Annotated in this window: 21 protein-coding genes; 8 read left to right on the top strand and 13 right to left on the bottom strand. The window is 73.2% G+C overall.

Annotated elements, in window-relative coordinates; genetic code table 11:
- Window positions 1-13: 13 nt before the first annotated feature.
- Both ACIQJT_RS07690 and ACIQJT_RS07685 read right to left on the bottom strand, forming a co-directional pair.
- On the bottom strand, window positions 14-655 hold the full coding sequence (locus ACIQJT_RS07690) for a hypothetical protein (RefSeq protein WP_402640789.1): 642 nt from the start codon (window positions 653-655) through the stop codon (window positions 14-16).
- 132 nt (window positions 656-787) lie between these two features.
- A complete protein-coding gene (locus ACIQJT_RS07685; protein WP_402640787.1) occupies window positions 788-2,572 on the bottom strand; it encodes a glycoside hydrolase family 3 protein in 1,785 nt (594 codons plus the stop codon).
- A 356-nt stretch (window positions 2,573-2,928) separates the two neighbouring features.
- Here ACIQJT_RS07685 and ACIQJT_RS07680 point away from each other — a divergent pair, with 356 nt between their 5' ends.
- Genes ACIQJT_RS07680 through ACIQJT_RS07670 form a run of 3 tightly spaced genes read left to right on the top strand, consistent with a single transcriptional unit; the run spans window position 2,929 to window position 5,152 of the window.
- A complete protein-coding gene (locus tag ACIQJT_RS07680) occupies window positions 2,929-3,186 on the top strand; it encodes a hypothetical protein (RefSeq protein WP_365450018.1) in 258 nt (85 codons plus the stop codon).
- A 60-nt stretch (window positions 3,187-3,246) separates the two neighbouring features.
- Entirely contained in the window at window positions 3,247-4,512 is a 1,266-nt protein-coding gene (gene aroA / locus ACIQJT_RS07675) for a 3-phosphoshikimate 1-carboxyvinyltransferase (RefSeq protein WP_365450020.1), read from the top strand.
- Entirely contained in the window at window positions 4,472-5,152 is a 681-nt protein-coding gene (locus ACIQJT_RS07670; RefSeq protein ID WP_402640784.1) for a GNAT family N-acetyltransferase, read from the top strand. Before aroA ends, ACIQJT_RS07670 begins: the two co-directional genes overlap by 41 nt.
- Before the next feature lie 100 nt (window positions 5,153-5,252).
- Here ACIQJT_RS07670 and ACIQJT_RS07665 read toward each other — a convergent pair whose 3' ends face one another.
- On the bottom strand, window positions 5,253-6,212 hold the full coding sequence (locus ACIQJT_RS07665) for a LysR family transcriptional regulator (RefSeq protein ID WP_365450024.1): 960 nt from the start codon (window positions 6,210-6,212) through the stop codon (window positions 5,253-5,255).
- Window positions 6,213-6,263: 51 nt separating this feature from the next.
- Here ACIQJT_RS07665 and ACIQJT_RS07660 point away from each other — a divergent pair, with 51 nt between their 5' ends.
- Window positions 6,264-6,842 (top strand): RBBP9/YdeN family alpha/beta hydrolase, encoded by a 579-nt coding sequence (locus tag ACIQJT_RS07660; protein WP_402640780.1) that lies wholly within the window; start codon window positions 6,264-6,266, stop codon window positions 6,840-6,842.
- On the opposite strand, the gene ACIQJT_RS07655 is transcribed toward ACIQJT_RS07660, so the two are convergent.
- The 5 genes from ACIQJT_RS07655 to ACIQJT_RS07635 form a co-directional block, all read right to left on the bottom strand.
- Window positions 6,826-8,061, bottom strand: coding sequence for an MFS transporter (locus ACIQJT_RS07655; protein ID WP_402640777.1), 1,236 nt, complete (start codon window positions 8,059-8,061; stop codon window positions 6,826-6,828). The genes ACIQJT_RS07660 and ACIQJT_RS07655 overlap by 17 nt on opposite strands.
- Window positions 8,062-8,148: 87 nt before the next feature.
- Complete coding sequence (locus tag ACIQJT_RS07650) at window positions 8,149-8,949, bottom strand: sugar phosphate isomerase/epimerase family protein (protein ID WP_365450030.1); 801 nt, start codon at window positions 8,947-8,949, stop codon at window positions 8,149-8,151.
- A gap of 84 nt (window positions 8,950-9,033) precedes the next feature.
- Complete coding sequence (locus tag ACIQJT_RS07645; protein ID WP_402640774.1) at window positions 9,034-9,966, bottom strand: GNAT family N-acetyltransferase; 933 nt, start codon at window positions 9,964-9,966, stop codon at window positions 9,034-9,036.
- Window positions 9,967-10,043: 77 nt separating this feature from the next.
- Window positions 10,044-10,640 carry a dihydrofolate reductase family protein gene (locus tag ACIQJT_RS07640; protein WP_365450660.1) on the bottom strand — a complete coding sequence of 199 codons (597 nt, stop codon included), beginning with the start codon at window positions 10,638-10,640 and terminating at the stop codon, window positions 10,044-10,046.
- 402 nt (window positions 10,641-11,042) lie between these two features.
- The gene (locus tag ACIQJT_RS07635; RefSeq protein ID WP_365450036.1) at window positions 11,043-12,089 is read right to left on the bottom strand and encodes a LacI family DNA-binding transcriptional regulator; all 1,047 of its coding nucleotides are present in this window, start codon (window positions 12,087-12,089) and stop codon (window positions 11,043-11,045) included.
- A gap of 295 nt (window positions 12,090-12,384) precedes the next feature.
- Here ACIQJT_RS07635 and ACIQJT_RS07630 point away from each other — a divergent pair, with 295 nt between their 5' ends.
- Genes ACIQJT_RS07630 through ACIQJT_RS07620 form a run of 3 tightly spaced genes read left to right on the top strand, consistent with a single transcriptional unit; the run spans window position 12,385 to window position 15,520 of the window.
- Entirely contained in the window at window positions 12,385-13,542 is a 1,158-nt protein-coding gene (locus ACIQJT_RS07630; protein WP_402640771.1) for a Gfo/Idh/MocA family protein, read from the top strand.
- On the top strand, window positions 13,539-14,693 hold the full coding sequence (locus ACIQJT_RS07625; protein WP_402640768.1) for a dihydrodipicolinate synthase family protein: 1,155 nt from the start codon (window positions 13,539-13,541) through the stop codon (window positions 14,691-14,693). Before ACIQJT_RS07630 ends, ACIQJT_RS07625 begins: the two co-directional genes overlap by 4 nt.
- Window positions 14,690-15,520 (top strand): sugar phosphate isomerase/epimerase family protein, encoded by an 831-nt coding sequence (locus ACIQJT_RS07620; protein WP_402640766.1) that lies wholly within the window; start codon window positions 14,690-14,692, stop codon window positions 15,518-15,520. The genes ACIQJT_RS07625 and ACIQJT_RS07620 overlap by 4 nt, the downstream gene beginning before the upstream one ends.
- A gap of 193 nt (window positions 15,521-15,713) precedes the next feature.
- On the opposite strand, the gene rbsD is transcribed toward ACIQJT_RS07620, so the two are convergent.
- The 5 genes from rbsD to ACIQJT_RS07595 form a co-directional block, all read right to left on the bottom strand.
- Window positions 15,714-16,103 carry a D-ribose pyranase gene (gene rbsD / locus ACIQJT_RS07615; RefSeq protein ID WP_402640763.1) on the bottom strand — a complete coding sequence of 130 codons (390 nt, stop codon included), beginning with the start codon at window positions 16,101-16,103 and terminating at the stop codon, window positions 15,714-15,716.
- Complete coding sequence (locus ACIQJT_RS07610; RefSeq protein ID WP_402640761.1) at window positions 16,100-17,002, bottom strand: ribokinase; 903 nt, start codon at window positions 17,000-17,002, stop codon at window positions 16,100-16,102. The genes rbsD and ACIQJT_RS07610 overlap by 4 nt, the downstream gene beginning before the upstream one ends.
- 66 nt (window positions 17,003-17,068) lie before the next feature.
- Window positions 17,069-19,012 carry a substrate-binding domain-containing protein gene (locus ACIQJT_RS07605; RefSeq protein WP_402640758.1) on the bottom strand — a complete coding sequence of 648 codons (1,944 nt, stop codon included), beginning with the start codon at window positions 19,010-19,012 and terminating at the stop codon, window positions 17,069-17,071.
- Complete coding sequence (locus ACIQJT_RS07600) at window positions 19,002-20,528, bottom strand: sugar ABC transporter ATP-binding protein (protein WP_365450050.1); 1,527 nt, start codon at window positions 20,526-20,528, stop codon at window positions 19,002-19,004. The genes ACIQJT_RS07605 and ACIQJT_RS07600 overlap by 11 nt, the downstream gene beginning before the upstream one ends.
- Entirely contained in the window at window positions 20,525-21,544 is a 1,020-nt protein-coding gene (locus tag ACIQJT_RS07595; protein ID WP_365450052.1) for a LacI family DNA-binding transcriptional regulator, read from the bottom strand. Before ACIQJT_RS07595 ends, ACIQJT_RS07600 begins: the two co-directional genes overlap by 4 nt.
- 184 nt (window positions 21,545-21,728) lie before the next feature.
- Between ACIQJT_RS07595 and ACIQJT_RS07590 the strand changes: the two genes are divergently transcribed.
- On the top strand, window positions 21,729-22,094 hold the full coding sequence (locus ACIQJT_RS07590; RefSeq protein ID WP_402640755.1) for a hypothetical protein: 366 nt from the start codon (window positions 21,729-21,731) through the stop codon (window positions 22,092-22,094).
- Window positions 22,095-22,977: the final 883 nt, after the last annotated feature.

Below are 22,977 nucleotides of genomic sequence, written 5' to 3'. Positions count from 1 at the left end.
GCCCGGCCGTCGATCACAACGGCCGGGCGCAGCCCACCGGTCGGGGGCCGCCGAGCTGGACGTACAGGGCGGTCGACAGCGGGCACCGGCCGCGCGCGTCGACCGCCTTCACCACCTTGTACTGCGGCTTCTTCGCGCCCTTGCCGTCGCAGGCGGTCTCCCTGACCTGTCCGCTGCCCGCGCCGTACACGCAGTCGCCGACGATGGTCCGCGGCCCGCCCCCGCCGCCGGGGTCGCCCGGGTGCGGCGGTTGCAGGTTGCGCATGCAGGCGTACCCCTGGGGCACCGCCCCGTCGCCGTCCTCGTCGGAGACCTGGCTCTGCGCACTGATGTGCAGCACGAAGTCGGTGGTCGCCGGGCACGGCGGCCCGTCGGCCGTGGTGCCGTCGTGCCGGGCCACGACCCGTGCCGCCGCCCGCTCGCCGGCGCAGGGCACCTCGGTGAAGGTGGCCTTGCCGAAGGAACTGCACTCGTCGACCCCGAGGAACACCGCGCCGAAACCGGAGGCGGGGCGCGCGGACGGCGAGACGGCGACCTGCGTGGCGGACCCCGCGTCGCCCTCCCCGCCGGCCGCCGACTGCGTACACCCCGTCAGCAGGGCGCCGAGCAGCGCCGCCAGGACGCACACCACCCCCGCGGAACTCTTCTCGCGCATCGCCATCCCCCCGACCGTCCCCGCCGTCCAGCGTGACCGTCGCGACGGGGCCACGCCAGACGTGTGGGGTCCTTTGCGCCTTTCGGGGGTGATGTGCGAGTTGCGCGTCGTACGGGATCTACGCCCCGCGCCCTATCGGCCGTACGACAGCCCGTACCCGACCGGGTACAGCACCTTCGCCGGGTCGTCCGCCCGCTGCACCGGCACCGGCAGCCTCCCGCGCGGAGCCACCTTCCCGGCGATCACCCGCGCGGCCGCCCGCAGTTCCACGTCGGTCCAGGAGTAGGTCGCCAGGAAGGCCGGCACGGTGGGCAGTTGGGCCACGTCGTAGGGATTGCGGATCGCGACCGCCACCACCGGCCTCCCGGTCGCCATGAGCTGCTCGACGAGCGTCCGCTGCGCGGCCGTGAGGTTGTACGTCCCCACGATCACCGCGTCCGCGTCCTGTGCCGCCGCCACGGCCCGGGCGACGACGGCCGCCGTGGGGGCCGTGCCGGTCGACAGGGCGGTGGCCGTGAAGCCCAGTTCGGTGAGGGCGGCGGCCAGGACCCCGGTGGGCGGCCCCGTCGTCCCGGACGGGGAGGCGGGGTCGGCGCCCACGACGAGCAGCCTGCGGTGGGTGCGCCGGGACAGGGGCAGCAGCCGCTCCTCGTTGACCAGCAGGGTCGTCGTGCGCTCGGCGATCCGGTCGGCCGCGGCGAGATGGGCCGCGGTGCCGACGGTCCGGGTGACGCCGCCGTGGCTGACGTACGGCTGCTCGAACAGCCCCAGCCGGGCCTTGAGCCGCAGGATCCGCAGGATCGACTCGTCGAGGCGCGCCTCGGTGAGCTCTCCGTCCCGTACGGCCGTCAGGACCGCGTTCCACGCCACGTCCAGGGAGGGCGGGTTGAGGAGCTGGTCGACACCGGCCTTGAGGGCGAGGACGGGGACGCGGTCGTCGCCGTACTTGGTGCGGACGCCCTCCATGCCGAGGGAGTCGGTGACCACGACCCCGTCGTAGCCGAGTTCGCCGCGCAGGATGCCGGTGACGATCGGGTGGGAGAGAGTGGCCGGGTCGCCCGAGTCGTCGAGGGCCGGGAACTGGATGTGCGCGGTCATGATGGAGTCGATGCCGGCGCGGATCGCGGCCCGGAAGGGCACGGCGTCCAACTGCTCCCACTGCTCCCGGCTGTGGGTGATGACCGGGAAGCCGTAGTGGCTGTCGACCGCGGTGTCCCCATGCCCGGGGAAGTGCTTGGCGGTCGCGGCGACCCCGGCGCCCTGGTAGCCGGCCACCTCGGCGGCCACCAGCCCGGCGACCGCGCCGGCCTCGGAGCCGAAGGAGCGGACGCCGATGACGGGGTTGGCGGGGTTGACGTTGACGTCGGCGACGGGGGAGTAGTTCTGCCGGATGCCGAGGGCCCCGAGCTCCTGCCCGGCGATGCGGCCGAGGGTGCGGGCGTCCTTGCGGGACCCCCCGGCGCCGATCGCCATGGCGCCGGGGAACAGGGTGGCGGGCTCGCCGACCCGGCACACGATCCCGTGCTCCTGGTCGGTCGAGACGAGCACCGGCAGTCCGCGCGGCTGGGACAGCGACGCTTTCTGGATGCCGTTGGAGAGGTCGGCGATCTGGTGCGGATCACGGGTGTTGTGCGCCCAGGTGAAGTAGATGATCCCGCCCACCCGGTACCTGGCGATCATCTCGGCGGCCGTACGGACGCCGATCTCCTTGAGGTTGGCGTCGACGTCGGCCTGGTCGGGGGCGGTGGCCGAGTGGCCGTAGACCCGCATCACGAAGAGCTGGCCGACCTTCTCCTCGAGCGTCATACGGGAGACGAGGGAGCGGAGCTTCTGGTCACCGGCGTGTGCGGTCCCGCCGACGGCGAGTGCGGCGGCGACGCCTGCTGTGGCGGTGAGGACGGTACGTCTGGAGGGCACGTGCGCTCCTTCCGGAGGTGATCCGCTGAAGGAAACTTCCGAGAGGTCACCAATATCCGGGAAGTTTCTGCCAGTCAAGGGAGTGCACAGTAACCAGGGAGGGGCCGCCATCGGCGCAGTTGGAGGGGGGCGCGCCGATGACGGCGTGCTGCCGGCCGCAGTACGGAGGAGAGGGTTGGTCAGCGTTCGCAGCCAGCAGCGAGGCCGACGCCGTACCGCGGTGACTCTCCGGCAGCTTGCCGGTTGGACGAGCGGGGGTGGGGCCGGGTTCCCGGCTCCGGCCCGATTCCCGCAAGTTGGTGGCGGCGGGGCCAACGGGACGGATGAGCCGCCGACTCGCCGCGTACGGTTGCCGCATGGGTCATGTGGTGCCGCTCCTGATCGTGCTCGGTGCGCTCGCCGTCGTACTCGGCCTCTTCACCGCCCTGGCCGGTCACGTCCGCAGACGGGGCACCGCGGGCGGAGGCCTGCGCGGGGCGCTGGCCGCGCACGACGAGGCGTTCCACGGCACGGCGGCCGACTCGTACCACGAGATCCAGGTGCAGACGGACCGGAAGGCGCCGCTGCCCGACGACCGGTGGAAGCGGGGGCCGCGCTCCGGGCGGCGCGCCTGACCGGGGTCCACCCCGTGGACGTGCCGGCCCCGGAGACGGCCGGGCGGCGATCATGAGGGCATGCCCGTCGATGCACCCGCCCCGCGCTCCCTCACCCTCCCCGGCTCCAAGTCCATCACCGCCCGCGCCCTCTTCCTGGCCGCCGCGGCCGACGGCGTGACCACCCTCGTACGCCCCCTGCGCTCGGACGACACGGAGGGCTTCGCCGAGGGCCTGGTACGGCTCGGCTACCGGGTGGGCCGTACACCGGACGCCTGGCAGGTGGACGGCCGCCCGCAGGGACCGGCGGCCGCGGAGGCGGACGTGTACTGCCGTGACGGCGCCACGACCGCACGCTTCCTGCCCGCGCTCGCCGCGGCCGGCCACGGCACGTACCGCTTCGACGCCTCTCCCCAGATGCGCAGGCGCCCCCTGCTGCCGCTGTCGCGTGCCCTGCGCGACCTGGGCGTGGATTTGCGGCACGACGAGGCGGAGGGGCATCATCCGCTGACCGTGCGGGCGGCGGGCGTCGAGGGCGGGGACGTGGTGCTGGACGCGGGCCAGTCCTCCCAGTACCTCACCGCGCTCCTGCTCCTCGGCCCCCTGACCCGCCGGGGCCTGCGCATCCGCGTCACCGACCTGGTGTCGGCGCCCTATGTCGACATCACCCTCGCGATGATGCGGTCGTTCGGGGTGGAGGTGACGCGAGAGGACGACGTCTTCGTGGTCCCGCCGGGCGGCTACCGCGCCACGACCTACGCGATCGAGCCGGACGCGTCCACGGCGAGCTACTTCTTCGCGGCGGCGGCGATCACGCCGGGCGCCGAGGTGACGGTCCCGGGCCTCGGCACGGGCGCGCTCCAGGGCGACCTCGGCTTCGTGGACGTCCTGCGGCGGATGGGCGCGGACGTGTCCGTCGGCGCCGGCGCCACCACGGTCCGGGGGACCGGCGAACTGCGCGGCCTGACGGTCAACATGCGGGACATCTCGGACACCATGCCGACCCTGGCGGCCATCGCCCCCTTCGCCGACGCCCCGGTCCGCATCGAGGACGTGGCCAACACGCGGGTCAAGGAGTGCGACCGGCTGGAGGCGTGCGCGGAGAACCTGCGGCGGCTGGGGGTGCGGGTGGCCGCGGGCCCGGACTGGATCGAGATCCACCCGGGGACGGCCGCCGCGGCCGGCACGGAGATCAAAACGTACGGCGACCACCGCGTCGTCATGTCCTTCGCCGTCACCGGCCTGCGGGTGCCGGGTATCTCGTTCGACGACCCCGGGTGCGTACGGAAGACTTTCCCCGGTTTCCATGAGGCGTTCGCCGCACTGCGCGGCGGCATCGGGGGTTGAACGGGCGTTGGGTTTCGCATGGCAAGGGCCGGTCCTGACGGGCGGGTTGGTGCGCCTGGAGCCACTGGACCACGGGCACACGGCGGACCTGGCCGTGGCGGCGGAGGAGAACCGCGGGACGTACGCGTACACCTGGGTGCCCAGGGCCGGCGAGGTCGGTGACTACGTCGACGCACAGCTCGCGCGGGCGGCGACGGGACGGCTGGTGCCCTATGCCCAGGTCTCGGTGGCGACCGGGCGCGCGGTGGGGGCCACCGCGTACTGGGAGCCGCGCTGCTGGCGCTCGGAGGACCAACTGGACGCCGTCGAGATCGGGTTCACCTGGCTGGCGGCCTCGGCGCAGGGCACCGGCATCAACGCCGAGGCCAAGCTGCTGCTCTTCCGGCACGCCTTCGAGACGTGGGGCGTCCTTCGGGTCGACCTGAAGACCGACGCCCGCAACGACCGCTCGCGGGCCGCGATCCAGAGCGTCGGAGCCCGCTTCGAGGGCGTCCTGCGCAACTGGTCCCGCTCCTGGGCACCCGGCGAGGACGGTCTGCTGCGGGACTCGGCGATCTTCTCCGTCACAGCCGAGGAGTGGCCCCGGTGCCGCGACCGGCTGGAGGAACGGGTGGCGGGGTTCCTGCCCCGGCGGGGATGAGGAGGAGCGGGGGTATGCGGTCGCGCCCCCGGACCGGCCCGACGTGGTGGCGGTGGACCGGGTCCTGCGCAGCAGCCACTGGACGGTCACGCCACCCGGCTCATGAGGTCCGCTGCTGTTTCGCGTCGCACAACTCCTGGCCCGACAGGCGTAGTTGGTCCAGGACGGTTGCCAGTACCGGATCCGTCTCCGCGCCGGTGCGTACCGCCGCGAAGAGGTGCCGGGCCGGAGGCGGGCCGTCCTCCGTCGTCAGGAGGGCCAGGTCGCGGTGGGCGTACGCCGGGCGGACCAGGCGGGGGATCAGGGCCACCCCGCGGCCCGCCTCGACCAGGGCCGCCAGCGCGCTCCAGTCGTCGACCGCGTGACGGATGTCCGGGGTGAAGCCGGCCGCCGCGCACACCGAGCGCGCCACCGCGCCCACGCAACTGCGCGCGTCCCCCACGATCCACGCCTCCCCGGCCAGTTCGCGGAGCGGTACGCGACCCCGTCCGGCCAGGCGGTGTCCCGCCGGGACGGCGATGTCCATCACGTCGGTGAACAGCTCGGTGCGGCGGTAGCGGGCGTCCGTGTGCGGGGGCGCCGCCGCGAAGTGCACCGCCACGGCCACGTCGACCTGGCCCGCGTCCAACGCCGTGAACAGGTCCGGCGGCTCGGACTCGACCACGTCGACCCGGACCCGGGGCAGCCGCCCGGCCAGGGCGCTCAGCACGTCCGGCAGCAGGCCGAGGATGCCGCTCGCCAGACAGCCGATCGTCACCGACCCCCGGCCGCCCTCGCCGTACGCCTCCAAGTCGGCCCGCGCCCGCTCCAGTTGGGCCGCGATGACGTCGGCGTGGGCCAGCAGCACCCGTGCCTGGCCGGTCAGCCGTACGCCCCGGCCGTCCTTCTCCGTGAGCGGTACGCCCGCCTCGCGGGCCAGTGCCGCGATCTGCTGCGAGACGGCGGACGGGGTCAGGTGCAGGGCCTCCGCCGTCCTCGCGAGGCTGCCCCGGCGCCGGAGCTCACGCAGGACGGTCAGCCGACGCAGGTCCACCGTGAAGGGATCGCTTACCTGTTCCACCAGGAAAGATTAACTGGACCTGGGTCCTGGTGATCGGAAACCATCGACCGCATGACGGCCTACCTCATCCTCCACGGCTGGCAGAACCACCGGCCCGAGAACCACTGGCAGCACTGGCTCGCCGACCGGCTCACCGGCCTCGGACACCACGTGGCCTACCCCCAGCTGCCCGACCCGGACGACCCCGACCTCGACGTGTGGCTCACCGAACTCGCCCACCACCTCGCCGAACTGCCCGTCACGGGAGAGCGAGTGGTCCTCGCCCACAGCGCCTCCGCCCTGCTCTGGCTGCACGCCGTCGCCCGCGGCCTGCCCGGCCTCGACGGCGTCGACCGCGTGCTGCTGGTCGCCCCGCCCTCCGCCTCCGTGCTCGTCCACCACCCGGAGGTCGCCGCCTTCGCCCCGCCCGCCCTGGAGTTCGCCCTTCCCGGACCCACCCGCCTGGTCGCGGGCGATGACGACCCCTACTGTCCGGAGGGAGCCCGCGAGACCTTCGGCGAGCCGCTCGGCATTCCCGCCGACATCCTCCCCGGCGCCGCCCACCTCGACCTGGACGCCGGCTACGGCCCCTGGCCCGCCGTACTGGACTGGTGCCTCGACCCGAGCGCGGCGATCACCCCTCGCCCGTAGCCGGCACCTCCCGCAACTGCGGTGTGCTCGCCCCGACGTACCCCACCGCCGCCACGCACAGGAGACCGCCCGTGATCAGTGCCGTGACGCCCGAACTCCAGCCCGCGACCAGGCCGCCGCGCAGGTTCCCGAGGTGCGGGCCGGCCTGGCCGACGATCGTCTCCGCGGCCGTCACCCGGCCGAGCAGGGCGTCCGGGGTGCGGGTCTGGACGATGGTCGTACGGGAGAGGACGGCCAGGGCGTCCGCCGCGCCGGCCAGCGCCAGCACGCCCAGGCCCACCCAGGCGCTGGTGGTCAGCCCGAACAGCGCCAGGGACGCCCCCCAGGCCGCCGACGCGCACAGCATCACCGGGCCCGGCCGGGCCAGCCGGGTGACCGGCCCTGACAGGACCGTCGCGGCGACCCCGCCCACGGCGAGCGCGGACAGGAACAGGCCGAGCGTGCGCGGGTCACCGCCGAAGCGCTCTTCGTTGACCAGCGGGAACAGGCTCACCGGCATGGACAGGACGGTGGCGGCGAGGTCGGTGAGCAGCGCACCGCGCACCACCCGGTGACCGGTCAGGAAACGCAGCCCGTCCAGGACGCCGTGCAGACCGGGGCGCGACTTCTCGCCCTCGGGCGGCAGCGCGGGCAGGCCGAAGGCGCCGTAGAAGGACATCGCGAAGCTCAGGGCGTCCAGCAGGTAGCAGACGCCGATGCCCCACCAGCCGAGCACGACCCCGGCGACGGCCGGGCCGACCAGCATCATCGCCTGACCGGTGACCTGCTGGAGCGCGAGACCGGCGGCCACCTGCTCGCGGGGCAGCAGCCGCGGCACGAACACCCCGGCGGCGGGCGCGCCGAGCGCGGCGAACGACGTCTGCGCCGCCACCAGCAGCAGGACGACCAGCACGGGCGCGTGCCCGGCGAAGCCCTGCACGGCCAGCAGCAGGGAGCAGACCGCCGAGCCGACGGTGCCGGTGAGGTACACCCGGCGCCGGTCGGCCCGGTCCACCCAGGCCCCAGCGAACAGGCTGACCCCGACCATCGGCACCGCCTGCGCGACACCGACCGCGCCGCTCCAGACCGTGCTGTGGGTCATGTCCCACACCTGGTACATGACGGTCACCATGGTCATGAAGGTGCCGAGCGTGGACACCGTGCGCCCGAACAGCAGCCGCCGGAAGACCGGCGAGGTGCGCAGGGGCCGTACATCGAGGAACGTACGGCTGAGGCTCATGACACGGGGAGCGGGGCGGGGGCGGGCTGAGGCACCCGGGGACGGTATCCGGCCGCGGCCGCCCCCGCCATCGAATTTGTCCCGCCGTCAGGCGGAGTCGTTCAGGAGGCGGGCCAGGTGCTCGCGGCCCGTCCCCAGCAGCTCCTCCAGCGGCGCGGCCGCCTCGTACCAGCGCTTCTCGTACTCCCAGCACAGCCAGCCGTCCCAGCCGTTCCGGGAGAGGACCTCCACGCACTCCGCGAGCGGCAGGACCCCGGCGCCGAGCGCCACCGGGGTGGTGTCCTCGGCCGACGCGATGTCCTTGACCTGGACGTATCCGAGGTGCGGGCCGAGGGCCGCGTACGTCTCGGAGGGCTGCTCGCCGCCGAGCCAGGTGTGCATGACGTCCCAGAGCGCGCCTACCTGGCGGTGGCCGACCGGGCCGAGGACCCGGATCGCGTCGGCGCCCGTGCGGTGCGAGTCATGCGTCTCGAGGAGGATGCGCACGTCGAGGTCGCCGGCGTACTCCGCGGCCGTGCCGAGCCGCCGGGCGGCCGTGGCGTCGGCCTCCTCGCGGGACTGGCCGGAGGCGGCGCCGGGGAACACGCGCACGTAGCCGGCGCCCAGGTCGCGGGCGAGGTCCAGGAGGCGGTGGATCTCCTCGACCACGGGCTCGTCGTCGCCCGGCGCGGCCACGCGCGCGTACCCCGCGAGACCGAGGACCTCCACGCCCGCCGCCTTGAACTCGGCGACCGCGTCGGCCCGTTCGCCGAGTCCGATGCCGGGGTGCACCGGCTCCTCGGGATGCGCGCGCAGTTCTACGCCGTGATAGCCGTGCGTGGTCGCGAGCCGCAGCACGTCGGTGAGGGGGAGGCCGGGGACACCGAGGGTGGAGAACGCCAGTTTCATGCGCCCTACTCTCACCCGCTGGAGTCGGTGAGGTCCAGCCGGGCGGGCGCGGCGCGGTCCGGTCGCCCGGCCGACGCGCACACCTCACTCACCCGTGCCGGTCAGGTCCAGTCGCCAGTCCTGTCCGTTCAGGTCCTTGCCGAAGGAGCGGTGGGGCTTCTCCGCGACCAGGACGAAACCGTGGCGCTGGTAGAGGCGGCGGGCGGCGGCGAGGACGTCGTTGGTCCACAGCACCAGGTCGCGGTAGCCGACCTCGCGCGCGAAGTCGACGACGGCCGACACCAGCCGGTCCCCGATGCCCAGTCCGCGCGCCTCGGGCTCGACGAGGAGCAGCCGCAGCCGGGCGGTCGCGGGCGCTTCGTCCCGTACGCACATCACGGAGCCCACCGGGCGCCCGTCCAGCTCGGCGATCCACACCCGCTCCAGATGCGGGTCGTGGTCCTGCGCGAAGTCGGCGACGATCCGTGCGACCAGGGCCTCGTAGTCGGCGTCGAAGCCGTACTCGGCGGCGTACAGGGACGCGTTGCGGGCGACGATCCAGCCGAGGTCACCGGGGCCCGGCTCGCGCAGCAGGACGTCCTCGCGGCGGGGAGGACGGCCCTCGGACAGCAGCGTGCGAACGGTGTGCATCGCCTCGGAGAGCCGGGGGCGGTCGGCGGAGGGGACGGTCGCGAGGAGCGCGCCCACGGATTCGTCGGCGCGCTCGGCGAGCAGGGCGGCGGTCTCCCGGCCGCGCGGGGTGAGGGTGACGCGGCGCCGGCGCGGATCGCGGCGCGAGACCGTGCGCTCGATCAGTCCGTCCTGCTCGAACCTGTTCAGGATGCGGCTCAAGTACCCGGCGTCCAGGGAGAGTTCGGTGCGCAGGTCGGCCGCGTCGGTGCGCGGCGAGTGCGCGAGCTCGTACAGGACGCGGGACTCGGTGAGGGTGTACGGCGCGTAGAGCCGGCGGCTGTAGTCGAGGGCGCCGATGACGTTCGTGTAGAAGCGGTTGAAGGCGCGGATGTCCTGGACGGTCATGATCGGTCGACCCCCGGATGCTTGACTGAGTCAGAGATACCGATGGACCGAGCGTAGGACGTCCGCGCCCGCCGCGGCTACCCCTCGGTAGCGGGCCGGTAGACGCACAGCTGCACGCCGGTCTTCCCGGTGACCGTGGACACCAGCTCGAAGGGCCGCTTCGCGCCGTCGTCCGGGAAGATCGACTTGCCGCCGCCGAGCAGCACCGGCATCACGATGAGCTGGAGCTCGTCGACGAGCCCCTCGCTGATCAGCGTGCGGACGAGGGTGGGGCTGCCCATCATCGCCAGCTCACCGCCCTCGCTCTCGCGCAGCGCACGGATCCGCTCCACGGCCTCCGAGCCCGGGATCCGCTCGGTGTTGGCCCAGGTCAGATCGGAGTCGCCGAGGGTGTCCGTGACGACGTACTTCTTCAGGGAGTTCAGCCGGTCGGCGAACGGGTCCCCGGCGCGCTCCGGCCAGGCCCCCGCCATCGTCAGATACGTCCGTCGCCCGTACAGCAGCGCCTCGGCCCGCTCCATCCCCTCGGTGAACGCCGGGCCCAGCACCTCCTCGTCGAAGTACGGGTGCGACCAGCCGCCGTGCGCGAACCCGCCGTCGGTGTCCTCCTGGGGCCCGCCGGGCGCCTGCACGACGCCGTCCAGACTGATGAACTCACTGACCACGATGCGCATGGGAATCACTCCGGTTCCTTGGGTGGATGACGGCAGTACAGACCGAGGCGGGGGGCGGAACTCATCGGTGGGGGGAGCGTACGGCGTCCGACGGCCGCGGGAAGGGGTTACGCGGGTTCAGGCACCGGATTCCGGCGGACGCCCGCCCGGAGCGCCCACGGGCCGTGGTGGAGTGTCACCGGTGCCGGACGGAGGAGGCGGCGAGGGGACTCCCGGGGGGGGGACACGGATGCCGGCACCCGCCTGAGAACGCGGAGCCTGGGCGGCCGTGGGCATGCGCTGCGGGGCGACGACGATGCTGCGCTGCTTGTCCGTCTGGCGGTCTGCGGCCGCCGCCGCGTGGGCGCGACCGGCCGCCGCGTGGGCGCGCCGGGCCAGTGGCCCGCGCCTGTCCACGCCTCCTCAGCCCCGGGGCGCCCCAGAAGACCCCCGCACCATCAACTCCCCCCGCACCGTCGCGATCCCCCCGGGCGGCGGCTCCTCCCGCCCCATCGCGATCCGGCCCGCCCGGGCCCCCGCCTCCGCCAGCGGCAGCCGTACCGTCGTCAGCGCGGGCACCGCGTCGATGCTGAACGGGAGGTCGTCGAACCCGGCGACCGAGACGTCGTCCGGGATCCGCAGCCCCGAGTCCCGCAGTGCCGCGCACGCCCCCAGCGCGACGGAGTCGTTCGCGGCGACGACGGCCGTGAGGGACGGGTCCCGGCGCAGCAGCTCCAGCGTGGCCTCGTACCCGGACCGCCGGTCGTAGCGGCCGTGCACGGTCCAGCGAGGGTCCTCCTCGATCCCGTGCGCCTCCAGCGCCGCCCGGTGTCCCTCCAGCCGGTGCCGGGTGGTCGTCCGCTCCTCGGGACCCGCGATGTAGCCGAGGCGTCGGTGCCCGAGTCCGATGAGGTGCTCGGTGAGCTCGCGGCCGCCGCCCCGGTTGTCGAAGGTCAGCGCGAACGCGCCGGTCTCCGGCGCCGGCGGCCGCCCGCACAGCACGATCCGCGTCCCCGCGTCCGCCAGCTTCCGCAGCTTGGCGGACATCGCGGCCTTGTGCGGCGCGGCCTCCGTCGCCCCGCCCGTCAGCACCACCGCCGCCGCCCGCTGCCGCTGGAGCAGGGTGAGATACGTCAGCTCCCGCTCGGGCGAGCCCCCGGTGTTGCAGACGACCCCGAGCCGCTCGCCGCCCGCGCGCCCGCCGGGCCCCCCGATCTCGGACTGGATCGCACCGGCCATGATCCCGAAGAAGGGGTCGGCGATGTCGTTCACGAGGATCCCGACGAGATCCGAGGTGGCGGCGGCGAGCGAACTCGCCGGACCGTTCAGCACGTAGTCCAGCTCGTCCACGGCCCGCAGCACCCGTTCACGGGTGGACGCGGCCACGGGATAGTTCCCGTTCAGCACGCGCGACACCGTCGCGGGGGAGACCTGGGCGCGGGCCGCCACGTCCGCCAGGGTCACCGTCATCTCGTCGTCCTCCGGTCGCGCGCCGCGGTGTGCCGCGGTGTGCCGCGGGCGCCCTGGCGCATCTCAGTCGTACTCCGTCGTACACGCGGGCCCCCACGGCCCGGTTCCGAGCCGAACCTTAAGCCCCCCGACCCTCGCCGTTCGCCCCCTCGAACAACTCGCCCCGTTCGCGGTCTTGTCCGGACCACTGGTCAGAGGCTAGCTTCTCCCTAGATAGAAAGCGCTTGCTGTAACGCTCATCAGTAGGGCGTGCGCGGCGCGCACAACCGCGTACGACTCCTATGAAGGGAATGACGTGACACGCAAGACGGTGCGTATCGCCATGAACGGTGTGACGGGGCGCATGGGCTACCGCCAGCACCTCGTCCGCTCCATCCTCGCCATCCGCGAGCAGGGCGGTCTCGACCTCGGCGACGGCGACGTGCTGTGGCCCGAGCCGGTCCTCGTGGGCCGCCGTGAGCACGCGCTGAGGGCCCTCGCCGAGCAGCACGGCCTGGACCCGGCGAACATCTCCACCGACCTGGACGCGGTCCTCGCCGACCCGACCGTCGAGATCTACTTCGACGCCCAGGTGACCTCCGCCCGCGAGGAGGCCATCAAGAAGGCGATCGCCGCCGGCAAGCACATCTACACCGAGAAGCCCACCGCCACCGGCCTCGACGGCGCCCTGGAGCTGGCCCGGCTCGCCGAGGCGAAGGGCATCAAGCACGGCGTCGTCCAGGACAAGCTGTTCCTCCCCGGCCTGCTCAAGCTCAAGCGCCTCATCGACGGCGGCTTCTTCGGCCGGATCCTCTCCGTCCGCGGCGAGTTCGGCTACTGGGTCTTCGAGGGCGACTGGCAGCAGGCCCAGCGTCCGAGCTGGAACTACCGGGCCGAGGACGGCGGTGGCATCGTTGTCGACATGTTCCCGCACTGGGAGTACGTGCTCCACGAGCTCTTCGGCCGCGTGAAGTCCGTGCAGGCGCTCACCGCCACCCACATCCCGCAGCGCTGGGACGAGAACGACAAGCCCTACGACGCCACCGCCGACGACGCCGCCTACGGCATCTTCGAGCTCGACGGCGGCGCGATCGCCCAGATCAACTCCTCCTGGGCCGTCCGCGTCCACCGCGACGAACTCGTCGAGTTCCAGGTCGACGGCACGGAGGGCTCCGCGGTCGCCGGCCTGCGCAACTGCCGCGTCCAGCACCGCTCCGCCACCCCGAAGCCGGTCTGGAACCCGGACATCCCCGCCACCGAGGTCTTCCGCGACCAGTGGCAGGAGGTCCCGGACAACGCCGAGTTCGACAACGGCTTCAAGGCCCAGTGGGAGCTCTTCCTCAAGCACGTCTACGCCGACGCCCCCTACCAGTGGGACCTCCTCGCCGGCGCCCGCGGTGTCCAGCTCGCCGAACTGGGCCTGAAGTCCTCGGCCGAGGGCCGCCGTCTCGACGTACCGGAGATTGCGCTGTGACGATCCGACTCCCCGACTTCAAGGGCGGCTGGAGGGCTTACGAGCCCCGCGAGGAGCCCTTCGCCGCCACCCCCGGCACGCCCCTCGCCTCCCGTACGGTCTTCTCGGCCGCGCACGTCGTCGCCGACCCGTTCGCCGACACCACCCCCGACTCGCCCGCCGCCGTCGACTGGGACGCCACCCTCGCCTTCCGCCGCCACCTGTGGTCGCACGGACTCGGGGTCGCCGAGGCGATGGACACCGCCCAGCGCGGGATGGGCCTGGACTGGGCGGGCGCGGCCGAGCTGATCCGCCGCAGCGCCGCCGAGGCCAGGTCGGTCGGCGGGCTCATCGCCTGCGGCGTCGGCACCGACCAGCTCACCGGCCCGGCGACCCTCGCGGAGGTCCGGGCCGCCTACGAGGAGCAGCTCGCCCTCGTCGAGGAGTCCGGCGCCCAGGCCATCCTGATGGCCTCCCGGGCGCTCGCGGCCGCCGCCCAGGGCCCCGAGGACTACCTGGAGGTCTACGGCCATCTCCTGCGCCAGGCCGGCGAGCCGGTGATCCTGCACTGGCTGGGCCCGATGTTCGACCCGGCGCTTGAGGGCTACTGGGGCTCGTCCGACCTGGACGCGGCCACCGGCACCTTCCTGGACGTCATCGCCGCCCACCCCGACAAGGTCGACGGCATCAAGGTCTCGCTCCTGGAGGCACGGCGCGAGATCGACATCCGCCGCCGGCTCCCGCAGGGCGTGCGCTGCTACACCGGCGACGACTTCAACTACCCCGAGCTGATCGCCGGTGACGAGCAGGGGTTCAGCCACGCCCTGCTCGGCATCTTCGACCCGCTGGGCCCGCTCGCCGCCGAGGCGGTCCGGGTCCTGGACACCGGAGACGCCAAGGGCTTCCGCGAACTCCTCGACCCCACCGTCGAGTTGTCCCGGCACCTCTTCCAGGCGCCGACCCGCTTCTACAAGACGGGCGTGGTCTTCCTCGCCTGGCTGGCCGGCCACCAGTCGCACTTCACGATGGTCGGCGGCCTCCAGTCGGCCCGCTCCCTGCCGCACTTCGCGCGCGCCTACGAACTCGCCGACGGACTGGGCCTGTTCCCGGACCCGAAGCTGGCCGAGGAGCGCATGAAGAACCTGCTGTCCCTGTACGGGGTGACCCAGTGACCGACCTGTCCCGCTTCTCCGTCAACCAGATGACGGTCAAGCAGCTGTCCCTGCCCGAACTGGTCGCCGCCTGCCGTGAGCTGGGCGTCGGCAACGTCGGCCTGTGGCGCGAGCCCGTCCGGTCGTACGGCGTCGAGGAGACGGCCAAGCTGGTCCGCGACGCGGGTCTGACCGTCACCACGCTGTGCCGCGGCGGCTTCTTCACGGCGATCGACCCGGACGAGCGGGCCGCCGCCCTGGACGACAACCGGCGCGCGGTCGACGAGGCGGCGACGCTGGGCACCGACACCCTGGTGCTGGTCTCCGGCGGCCTCCCGGCGGGCTCGAAGGACCTGCACGGCGCCCGTGAGCGCATCGCGGACGCCCTGGCGGTGCTGGGCCCGTACGCCGAGGAGCGCGGGGTGAGGCTGGCCATCGAGCCGCTGCACCCCATGTACGCCTCGGACCGCTGCGTGGTCTCCACGCTCACCCAGGCGCTCGACCTGGCGGAGCGCTTCCCCGCCCACCAGGTCGGCGTCACCGTGGACACGTACCACATCTGGTGGGACGACAACGCGCCCGCGCAGATCGCCCGCGCGGGTGCCGGCGGCCGTATCCACACCTTCCAGCTCGCGGACTGGACGACCCCGCTGCCGGAGGGCGTGCTGAACGGACGCGGGCAGATCGGCGACGGCGCGATCGACATGCGCCAGTGGCAGCGGTACGTCGAGGCGGCCGGGTACACGGGCGCCATCGAGGTGGAGCTGTTCAACGACGCGCTGTGGGCCCGCGACGGCCACGCGGTCCTCGCGGAGACGGCGGAACGGTTCGTGGCCCACACCCTGTGAAGCGGGCCCCGGGCATTTCGAAGGGGCCCGGTCACAGACCGGGCCCCTTCGGGTTTCCCCTCCCCATCAGAACCCCCGCGATCCCCCCAGATCCCCCTCCAAGAGTCCTGATGCCAAGTACGACCCGCCAGGTCGGGGGAGGGTTGTACGGGTTGCCGACTTTTTTTCGCGGAGTTCGGCGAGCGCTCCGCCCTCAGAAGAACACCCCGCATCTGAGCAGCACGTTCGCGTACGGCCGGGCCTCTCCGGTGCGCACGATCAGCCGCGCGCCCGCCGACAGCTCCTTGAGCTCCTCGTGGGAGACCAGGGCCAGCTCGGGGAGGCGGGCGTCCAGCAGCTCCGCGGCCGCCGGGTTGGCGCCCCGCACCTCCCGCGCCGCCGTGCCCCCCTCCACCACCAGCTCGGCGAGCAGCCCGTCGAGGACCTCCGCGAAGGACGGCACCCCGGCCCGGAAGGCCAGGTCGACCACGCGCGGCCCGTCCGGGATCGGCATGCCGGCGTCGCACACCAGCACCCCGTCCCCGTGCCCCAGCTCGGCGAGCGCACCGGAGAGGTGGCGGTTCAGTATTCCGGCCCTCTTCACAGCGCGCCGACCTCCTCGGCGGTGGGGAACGAGTCCTGCGCGCCCTTCCGGGTCACGGCGACCGCCCCGACCCGGGACGCGTACGAGGCCGCCTCCACCAGGGGGGCACCGGCCCCCAGCCGGAACGCCAGCGCCGCCGTGAAGGCGTCCCCGGCGCCCGTCGTGTCCACGGCGTCCACCTTCACCGACGCCACCCGGCTCACCCCCGCCGAGGACGCCACCAGCGATCCCCCGGCGCCCAGCGTCACCACGACCGACCGCGGCCCCTTCGCGAGCAGCAGCCGCGCCCAGTCCTCCGGCACGTCGCTGACACAGGCGTCCCCGAGGATCACCTTCGCCTCGTGCTCGTTGACGATCAGGGGATCGCAGGCCGCGAGCACCTCGGTGGGCAGCGGCCGCGGCGGCGACGGGTTCAGCACGAACCGGCTGTCCGGCGACAGGTTCCGTACCACCTCCACGACCGTCTCCAGCGGGATCTCCAGCTGGGCCGACACCACCCGGGAGGCGTGGAAGAGGCTGACCGCGGCCCGTACGTCCCCCGGCGTCAGACGCCCGTTGGCACCCGGCGAGACCACGATGCTGTTGTCGCCCGACGGGTCGACGGTGATCAGCGCGACCCCCGTCGGCGCCCCGCCCACCAGCACCCCCACCGTGTCGACCCCGGCCGCCCGCTGCGAGTCGAGCAGCAGCCGGCCGTGCCCGTCGTCGCCGACCCGGGCCAGCAGCGCCGTGCGCGCGCCCAGCCGGGCCGCCGCGACCGCCTGGTTGGCGCCCTTGCCCCCCGGGTGCACGGCCAGGTCCGAACCGAGCACCGTCTCGCCGGCCCCCGGCCGCCGCTCCACGCCGATCACCAGGTCGGCGTTGGCCGACCCTACGACCAGTAGGTCGTAGTCGTACATGAATGACTCCCCTAGTCGGTGACGCGGGGCGGGCGGTCGCAGCGACCGCCCGCCCGTACGTCGTCGTCAGCCCGTGAAACCGGCCACGTTCTCCTTCGTGACCACCTTCACCGGCACCTTGACGGTCTCCTCGACCTTCTTGCCCTCGAGGGCCTTCAGCGCGTTGTCCACCGCGATTTTGCCGAGTTGGGAGGGCTGCTGTGCCACGGACGCGTACAACGTGCCGCCCTTGACCGCGTTCAGGCCGTCCGGAGTGCCGTCGAACCCGACCACCGAGACCGACTTGCCGGCCTTGGAGCCCAGCGCCTTGATCGCGCCGAGCGCCATCTCGTCGTTGGCGGCGATGACGCCCTGGACGTCCGGGTGCGCCTGGAGCAGGTTCGACATCACGTCGAGGCCCTTGGTGCGGTCGAAGTCGGCGGGCTGCTGCGCGACGACCTGGATGCCCGGGTAAGCCTTGAGGCCGTTGGCGAAACCCTCGGCGCGCTCACGGGCCGCCGACGTGCCGGCCTGGCCCTGGAGGATCACGATCTTGCCCCTGCCGCCGAGCTTCTCGCCGATGGTCCTGGCGGCGAGCTCACCGCCGGCGATGTTGTCGGAGGCCACGAGGGCGTCCGTCCTGGCGTTGTTGACGCCCCGGTCGACCGCGATGACCGGGATCTTCGCCTTGTCGGCGGCCTTCACGGAGTTGCTCGCCGCGTCCGAGTCCACCGGATTGACGATGATCGCGCCGAGGTTCGAACTGGTGAAGTTCTGGAGCTGGTTGGCCTGCTGGGAGGCGTCGTTCTGGGCGTCGGTGACGGTCAGGTCCACCCCCAGCTTCTTCGCCTCGGCCTGGGCACCGGCCCGGATCTGCACGAAGAAGGGGTTGTTGAGCGTGGAGAGCGACAGGCCCACCTTCGGGTTCGCCGTCGAGGACGAGTCGTCGTGCAGGAACGAGGTCGCGCCGACGATCGCCACGGTGACCACGGCCGCGAGCCCGTACGTCGCCGCCTGGCGCCGCTTGCCGCCCGGCCCGCCGGCGCCCGCGGCCACCGGGGTCGCCCCGGCCTTGCGGCGCAGGGTGTCCAGGAGCACGGCCAGCGCGATGACGACACCGATGACGACCTGCTGCCAGAACGCGGACACGTTCAGCAGGTTGAGACCGTTGCGCAGCACCGCGAGGATCAGCGCGCCGATCAGCGTCCCGGACGCCTTGCCGGTGCCGCCCGCGAGCGAGGCGCCGCCGATGACGACCGCGGCGATCGCGTCCAGCTCGTAGCCGTCGGCGGCCTGCGGCTGCGCCGAGGACAGCCGCGCGGCGAGCACGACACCCGCGACGGCCGCGAACACACCGGAGAAGGCGTAGATGGCGAGCTTCTGCTTCTTCACGCGGAGACCGGAGAGGCGGGCCGCCTCCTCGTTGCCGCCGATCGCGTACATGGAGCGGCCGATGTACGTCCGGCCCAGCACGAAGGCCGCGACCAGCCCCATGACGACCATCACGAGGACGGGCACCGGCAGCCAGCCGCCGAGCGTGTCACCGAGGTGCGAGACGGAGTCGGGGAAGGCGATCGGGGAGCCCTCGGAGATCACCAGCGACAGACCGCGGGCCACCGAGAGCATCGCCAGCGTGGCGATGAACGGCGGGAGCTTGCCGTACGCGATGAGGAAGCCGTTGACGAGTCCGGCCGCGATGCCGGTCACCACGGCGAGGACGACGGCTATGAAGACCGGCACCCCGTGCGAGGTGGCGCTCCAGGCGAGGACGGTGGCCGACAGCGCCGCCACCGAGCCGACCGACAGGTCGATGCCCGCCGAGACGATCACGAAGGTCACACCGAAGGCGAGGATGGCGGTCACGGCCGCCTGGACGCCGACGTTGAGCAGGTTGTCGGTGGTCAGGAAGTCGCCGGACAGCGCCGACATGGCGATGACGAGGACGATCAGCGCGGTCAGCGCGCCGTTGTCGAGCAGGAGACGGCGCAGGCCACCCGCGCTCGCTCCGCTTCTGAGCGTGTCAGTGGCCACGGGGGGCCTCCTTGTCGGTCTTGACGGTGTTCGTGCTGACGGCGAGGGCCATCACGGAGTCCTGCGTGGCCTCGCCGGCGTCGAGTTCGCCGGCGATCCGGCCCTGGGCCATCACCAGCACCCGGTCGCTCATGCCGAGCACCTCGGGCAGATCGCTGGAGATCATGAGGACGGCGGCCCCTTGAGACGTCAGCTCGTTGATGAGCTGGTAGATCTCGACCTTGGCGCCGACGTCGATCCCGCGCGTGGGCTCGTCGAGGATCAGCACCTTGGTGTCGGCGAGCAGCCACTTGCCGATGACGACCTTCTGCTGGTTGCCGCCGGAGAGCGTGCGGACGTGCTGGTGCAGGCCCGCCATCCGCACCCCGAGCTGCTCGGCGATCCGCGCGGCGGCCTCCCGCTGGCCCTTGAGGTCGACGAGCCCGCCACGGGTCGCCGAGCGCATGGTCACCAGCCCGAGGTTCTCCTCGACCGACTGGTCGAGCACCAGGCCCTGGCCCTTGCGGTCCTCCGGGATCAGGCCGATCCCGGCCGCCATCGCGGCGCCCACGTCATGGCCCCGCAGGGCCGTCCCGGCGACGTGCACGGCCCCCCTGTCGTACGGGTCCGCGCCGAACACGGCCCGCACGACCTCGGTACGGCCCGCGCCGACCAGCCCGGCGATGCCGACGACCTCACCGGCGTGCACCTCGAAGCTGACGTCGTGGAAGACGCCGTCACGGGTGAGGCCCTCGACCTTCAGCAGGGCCGGACCGGTGTCCCCGCGCTCCCGCGGGTACTGCTGCTCGATCGACCGCCCCACCATCAGACGCACGAGTTCGTCCTCGGGCGTGGTGGCGGGCACCTGGCCGACGGACTTCCCGTCCCGGATGACCGTGACCCGGTCGCCCAGGGCGGCGATCTCCTCCAGGTGGTGGGTGATGAAGACGATCCCGACGCCGTCCTCGCGCAGCCTGCGCACGATCGCGAAGAGCTTGTCGACCTCCTCGGAGGTGAGCACGGCGGTCGGCTCGTCCATGATCAGCACACGCGCGTCCAGGCTGAGCGCCTTGGCGATCTCGACCATCTGGAGCCGGGCGATGCCGAGTTCACGCACGCGCGCGCGGGGCGACACATTGACCCCGACGCGCTGGAGCAGCACCTCGGCGTCGGCCTCCATCCGCTTCCGGTCGATCATCCCGAGGCGGCGCGGCTGGCGGCCCAGGAAGATGTTCTCGGCGACCGTGAGGTCGGGGACGAGGTTGAACTCCTGGTAGATGGTGGCGATGCCGAGCCGCTCGGCGTCCTGCGCCCCGCGGATGTGCACCTCCTCGCCGTCCACCAGGACGCGGCCCTCGTCGGGGTGGTAGGCGCCCGAGAGCATCTTGATCAGCGTGCTCTTGCCGGCGCCGTTCTCGCCGAGCAGTACGTGCACCTCGCCCCGGCGCAGGTCGAAGTCGACGCCGTCGAGCGCGACCACGCCGGGGAAGGACTTCCGTATGCCCTCGATGCGCAGCAACTCGTCCTCGTTGCTCACGACGTGCTCCTTTGCACAGGGTTGGGGTTCTCGCCGCAGGAGCGGCGGACGACCAGACGGGCGGGGAGGGTGACCGACGCGGGCGGCCGCCCCTCGATGCGGTCGACGAGCGCGCGCACGGCGGCCCGTCCCAGGTCGCCGGTGGGCTGGGCGATCGCGGTGACCGGCGGATCGGTGTGCACGAACCACGGGATGTCGTCGAACGCGGCCAGGGCCAGGTCCTCGGGCACGCGCAGCCCACGCGCGCGTACGGCGTCCAGGGCGCCGAGCGCCATCAGGTTGTCGGCGGCGAAGACGACCTCGGGCGGCTCCGGGAGGTCGAGGAAGCCCTCGGTGACCCGCCGTCCGCTCTCGGCCTGGAAGTCGCCCTGCCCTATGTAGGCGTCGGGCAGCTCCAGGCCGTGCGCCTCCAGGGCCTCCCGGAAGGCCGCCACGCGCTCCTGGCCGGTCGTGGTGGCGGCGGGCCCGGCGATGATGGCGAGCCTGCGGTGGCCGAGGCGGTGCAGATGGGCCACGAGGTCGCGCACGGCGGCCCGTCCGTCGGCCCGGACCACCGGCACGGCCACGCCCGGGATCCACCGGTCCACGAACACCATCGGGGTCCCCGCGCGCACGGCGTCCAGCATCAGCGGGGAGCCGCCGTCGGTGGGGGAGACCAGGAGGCCGTCGATCCGCCGGTCGAGCAGGGTGCGGACGTGATGGTCCTGGAGGTCCGGCCGTTCGTCGGCGTTCCCGATGATCACGCTGTAGCCGAGCGCGCGGGCCTCCTCCTCGACGGAGCGGGCCAGCTCGGTGAAGTAGGGGTTCAGCACGTCGCTGATGACCAGGCCGAGGGTGTGGGTCTGGTCGGTGCGCAGGGAGCGGGCGACGGCGTTCGGGCGGTAGCCCAGGGCCTCGACGGCGGCCAGCACGCGGGTGCGTGCGTCCGCGCTGACCGACGGATGGTCGTTCAGGACACGCGACACCGTGGCGACGGAGACCCCCGCCTCGGCAGCGACGTCCTTGATGCTCGCCATCGCCGCTCCACCTCCTTGTGGAATCGATTACACGAGTTCGTGTAACGAGGATTGGAATCGATTACACGGCGGTTGGCAAGACCTCGATACCGGATCGTGATGTCGCGGGTCGCGCGGACGCGGACCAGGCTGGAAGGGACAGGAGTCGTTTCCCCGAGGCCCCCCGGGCCGGAGCGGAGGAGTCATGACGGCGGCCACTCGCGACGACGTACCCGTCGCCCTCGCGGGCGACGGTGTGGAGGTGCGCACCCAGCCCATCGGCGGCGGCATGTCCGTCGGCTGGCTCCGGCTCCCGGAGGGCACGGACATGGGCCCCGCCCTCAAGGGCCTCGAAGGCGACGCGTGCCAATGCCCGCACTGGGGCTACCTGTTGAAGGGCCGGCTCAAGATGCTCACGCCCTCCGGCGAGGAGGAGTACGAGGCGGGCCAGGCGTACTACTGGGGACCCGGCCATGTCCCCGTCGCCCTGGAGGACTGCGAGTTCGTGGAGTTCTCCCCGACGGAGGACTTCCGGACGGTGATCGACCATGTGACGTCACAGACGGGGTAGCGGGGCCGGCGGTGTGTCGGGCGCGGGGGTTCCCTTGGCTGTTGGGCGCCTCCGAGGCGTCTCCTGGCGGGCGCTCGGCGTGTGTGTTCGTGGCGAACGGTAGGGCGGCGCGCGGGGGTTGGGGGCGGCGGACGCCCCGCGCGGCGGCCCGCGGCTTCCCGGGCGGGCCGTGCGCTTTCGTACTCCGGGGATCATGCGTCGCTCGCCGGGACTGGGGCGGTACGTAGAGTCCCGCGCGGCGGCCCGCAGCTTCCCGGGCGGGCCGTGCGCCTGCGTACTCCGGGGATCACGCGTCGCTCGCCGGGACCTGGGCGGTACGTAGAGCCCCGCGCGGCGGCCCGCGGCTTCCCGTGGGGGCCGTGTGCCTGCGTACTCCGGGGATCACGCGTCGCTCGCCGGGACCTGGGCGGTACGTAGAGCCCCGCGCGGCGAGCCGCAGCTCCCCGTACAGGCTGCGCGCTTCCGCTTCCCGGAGGTCACACACCACCCGCTGGGACCCGGGCGGTACAGGGAGCCCCACGCGCGGCGACCCGCACCCCTCCCGGGGACAGGTTCCGCCCCTTTGTGTTCAGGGCAAGCTGCCCGGCTCCGGCGTGGACCGGACGGCACACGGGCGTCCCGCGCGCGGCTGCCCCCCCCTCAGGCGGCACCCAGGCACCTCGTGCGGGGCTGTCCCGTCCGGCGCGGCACCTCGGGCGTCCCGCGCGCGGTTGTCCCGCCCGGTGCGGCATACGGCATCTCGTGCGCGACTGTCCCCCTGGCTCGGCACCCGGCGTCCCCCCGCGCGGCTGTCCTGCCCCGGGCGGCGCCCCACCTCCCCGCGCGGCTGTCCTGCCCCGGGCGGCGCCCCACCTCCCCGCGCGGCTGTCCTGCCCCGGGCGGC

This window comes from Streptomyces sp. NPDC091972 (assembly GCF_044756385.1).
Lineage (GTDB): Bacteria > Actinomycetota > Actinomycetes > Streptomycetales > Streptomycetaceae > Streptomyces.
Note: the sequence above shows the minus strand (reverse complement) of the source record. Positions and strands in the feature narration are given on the sequence as shown.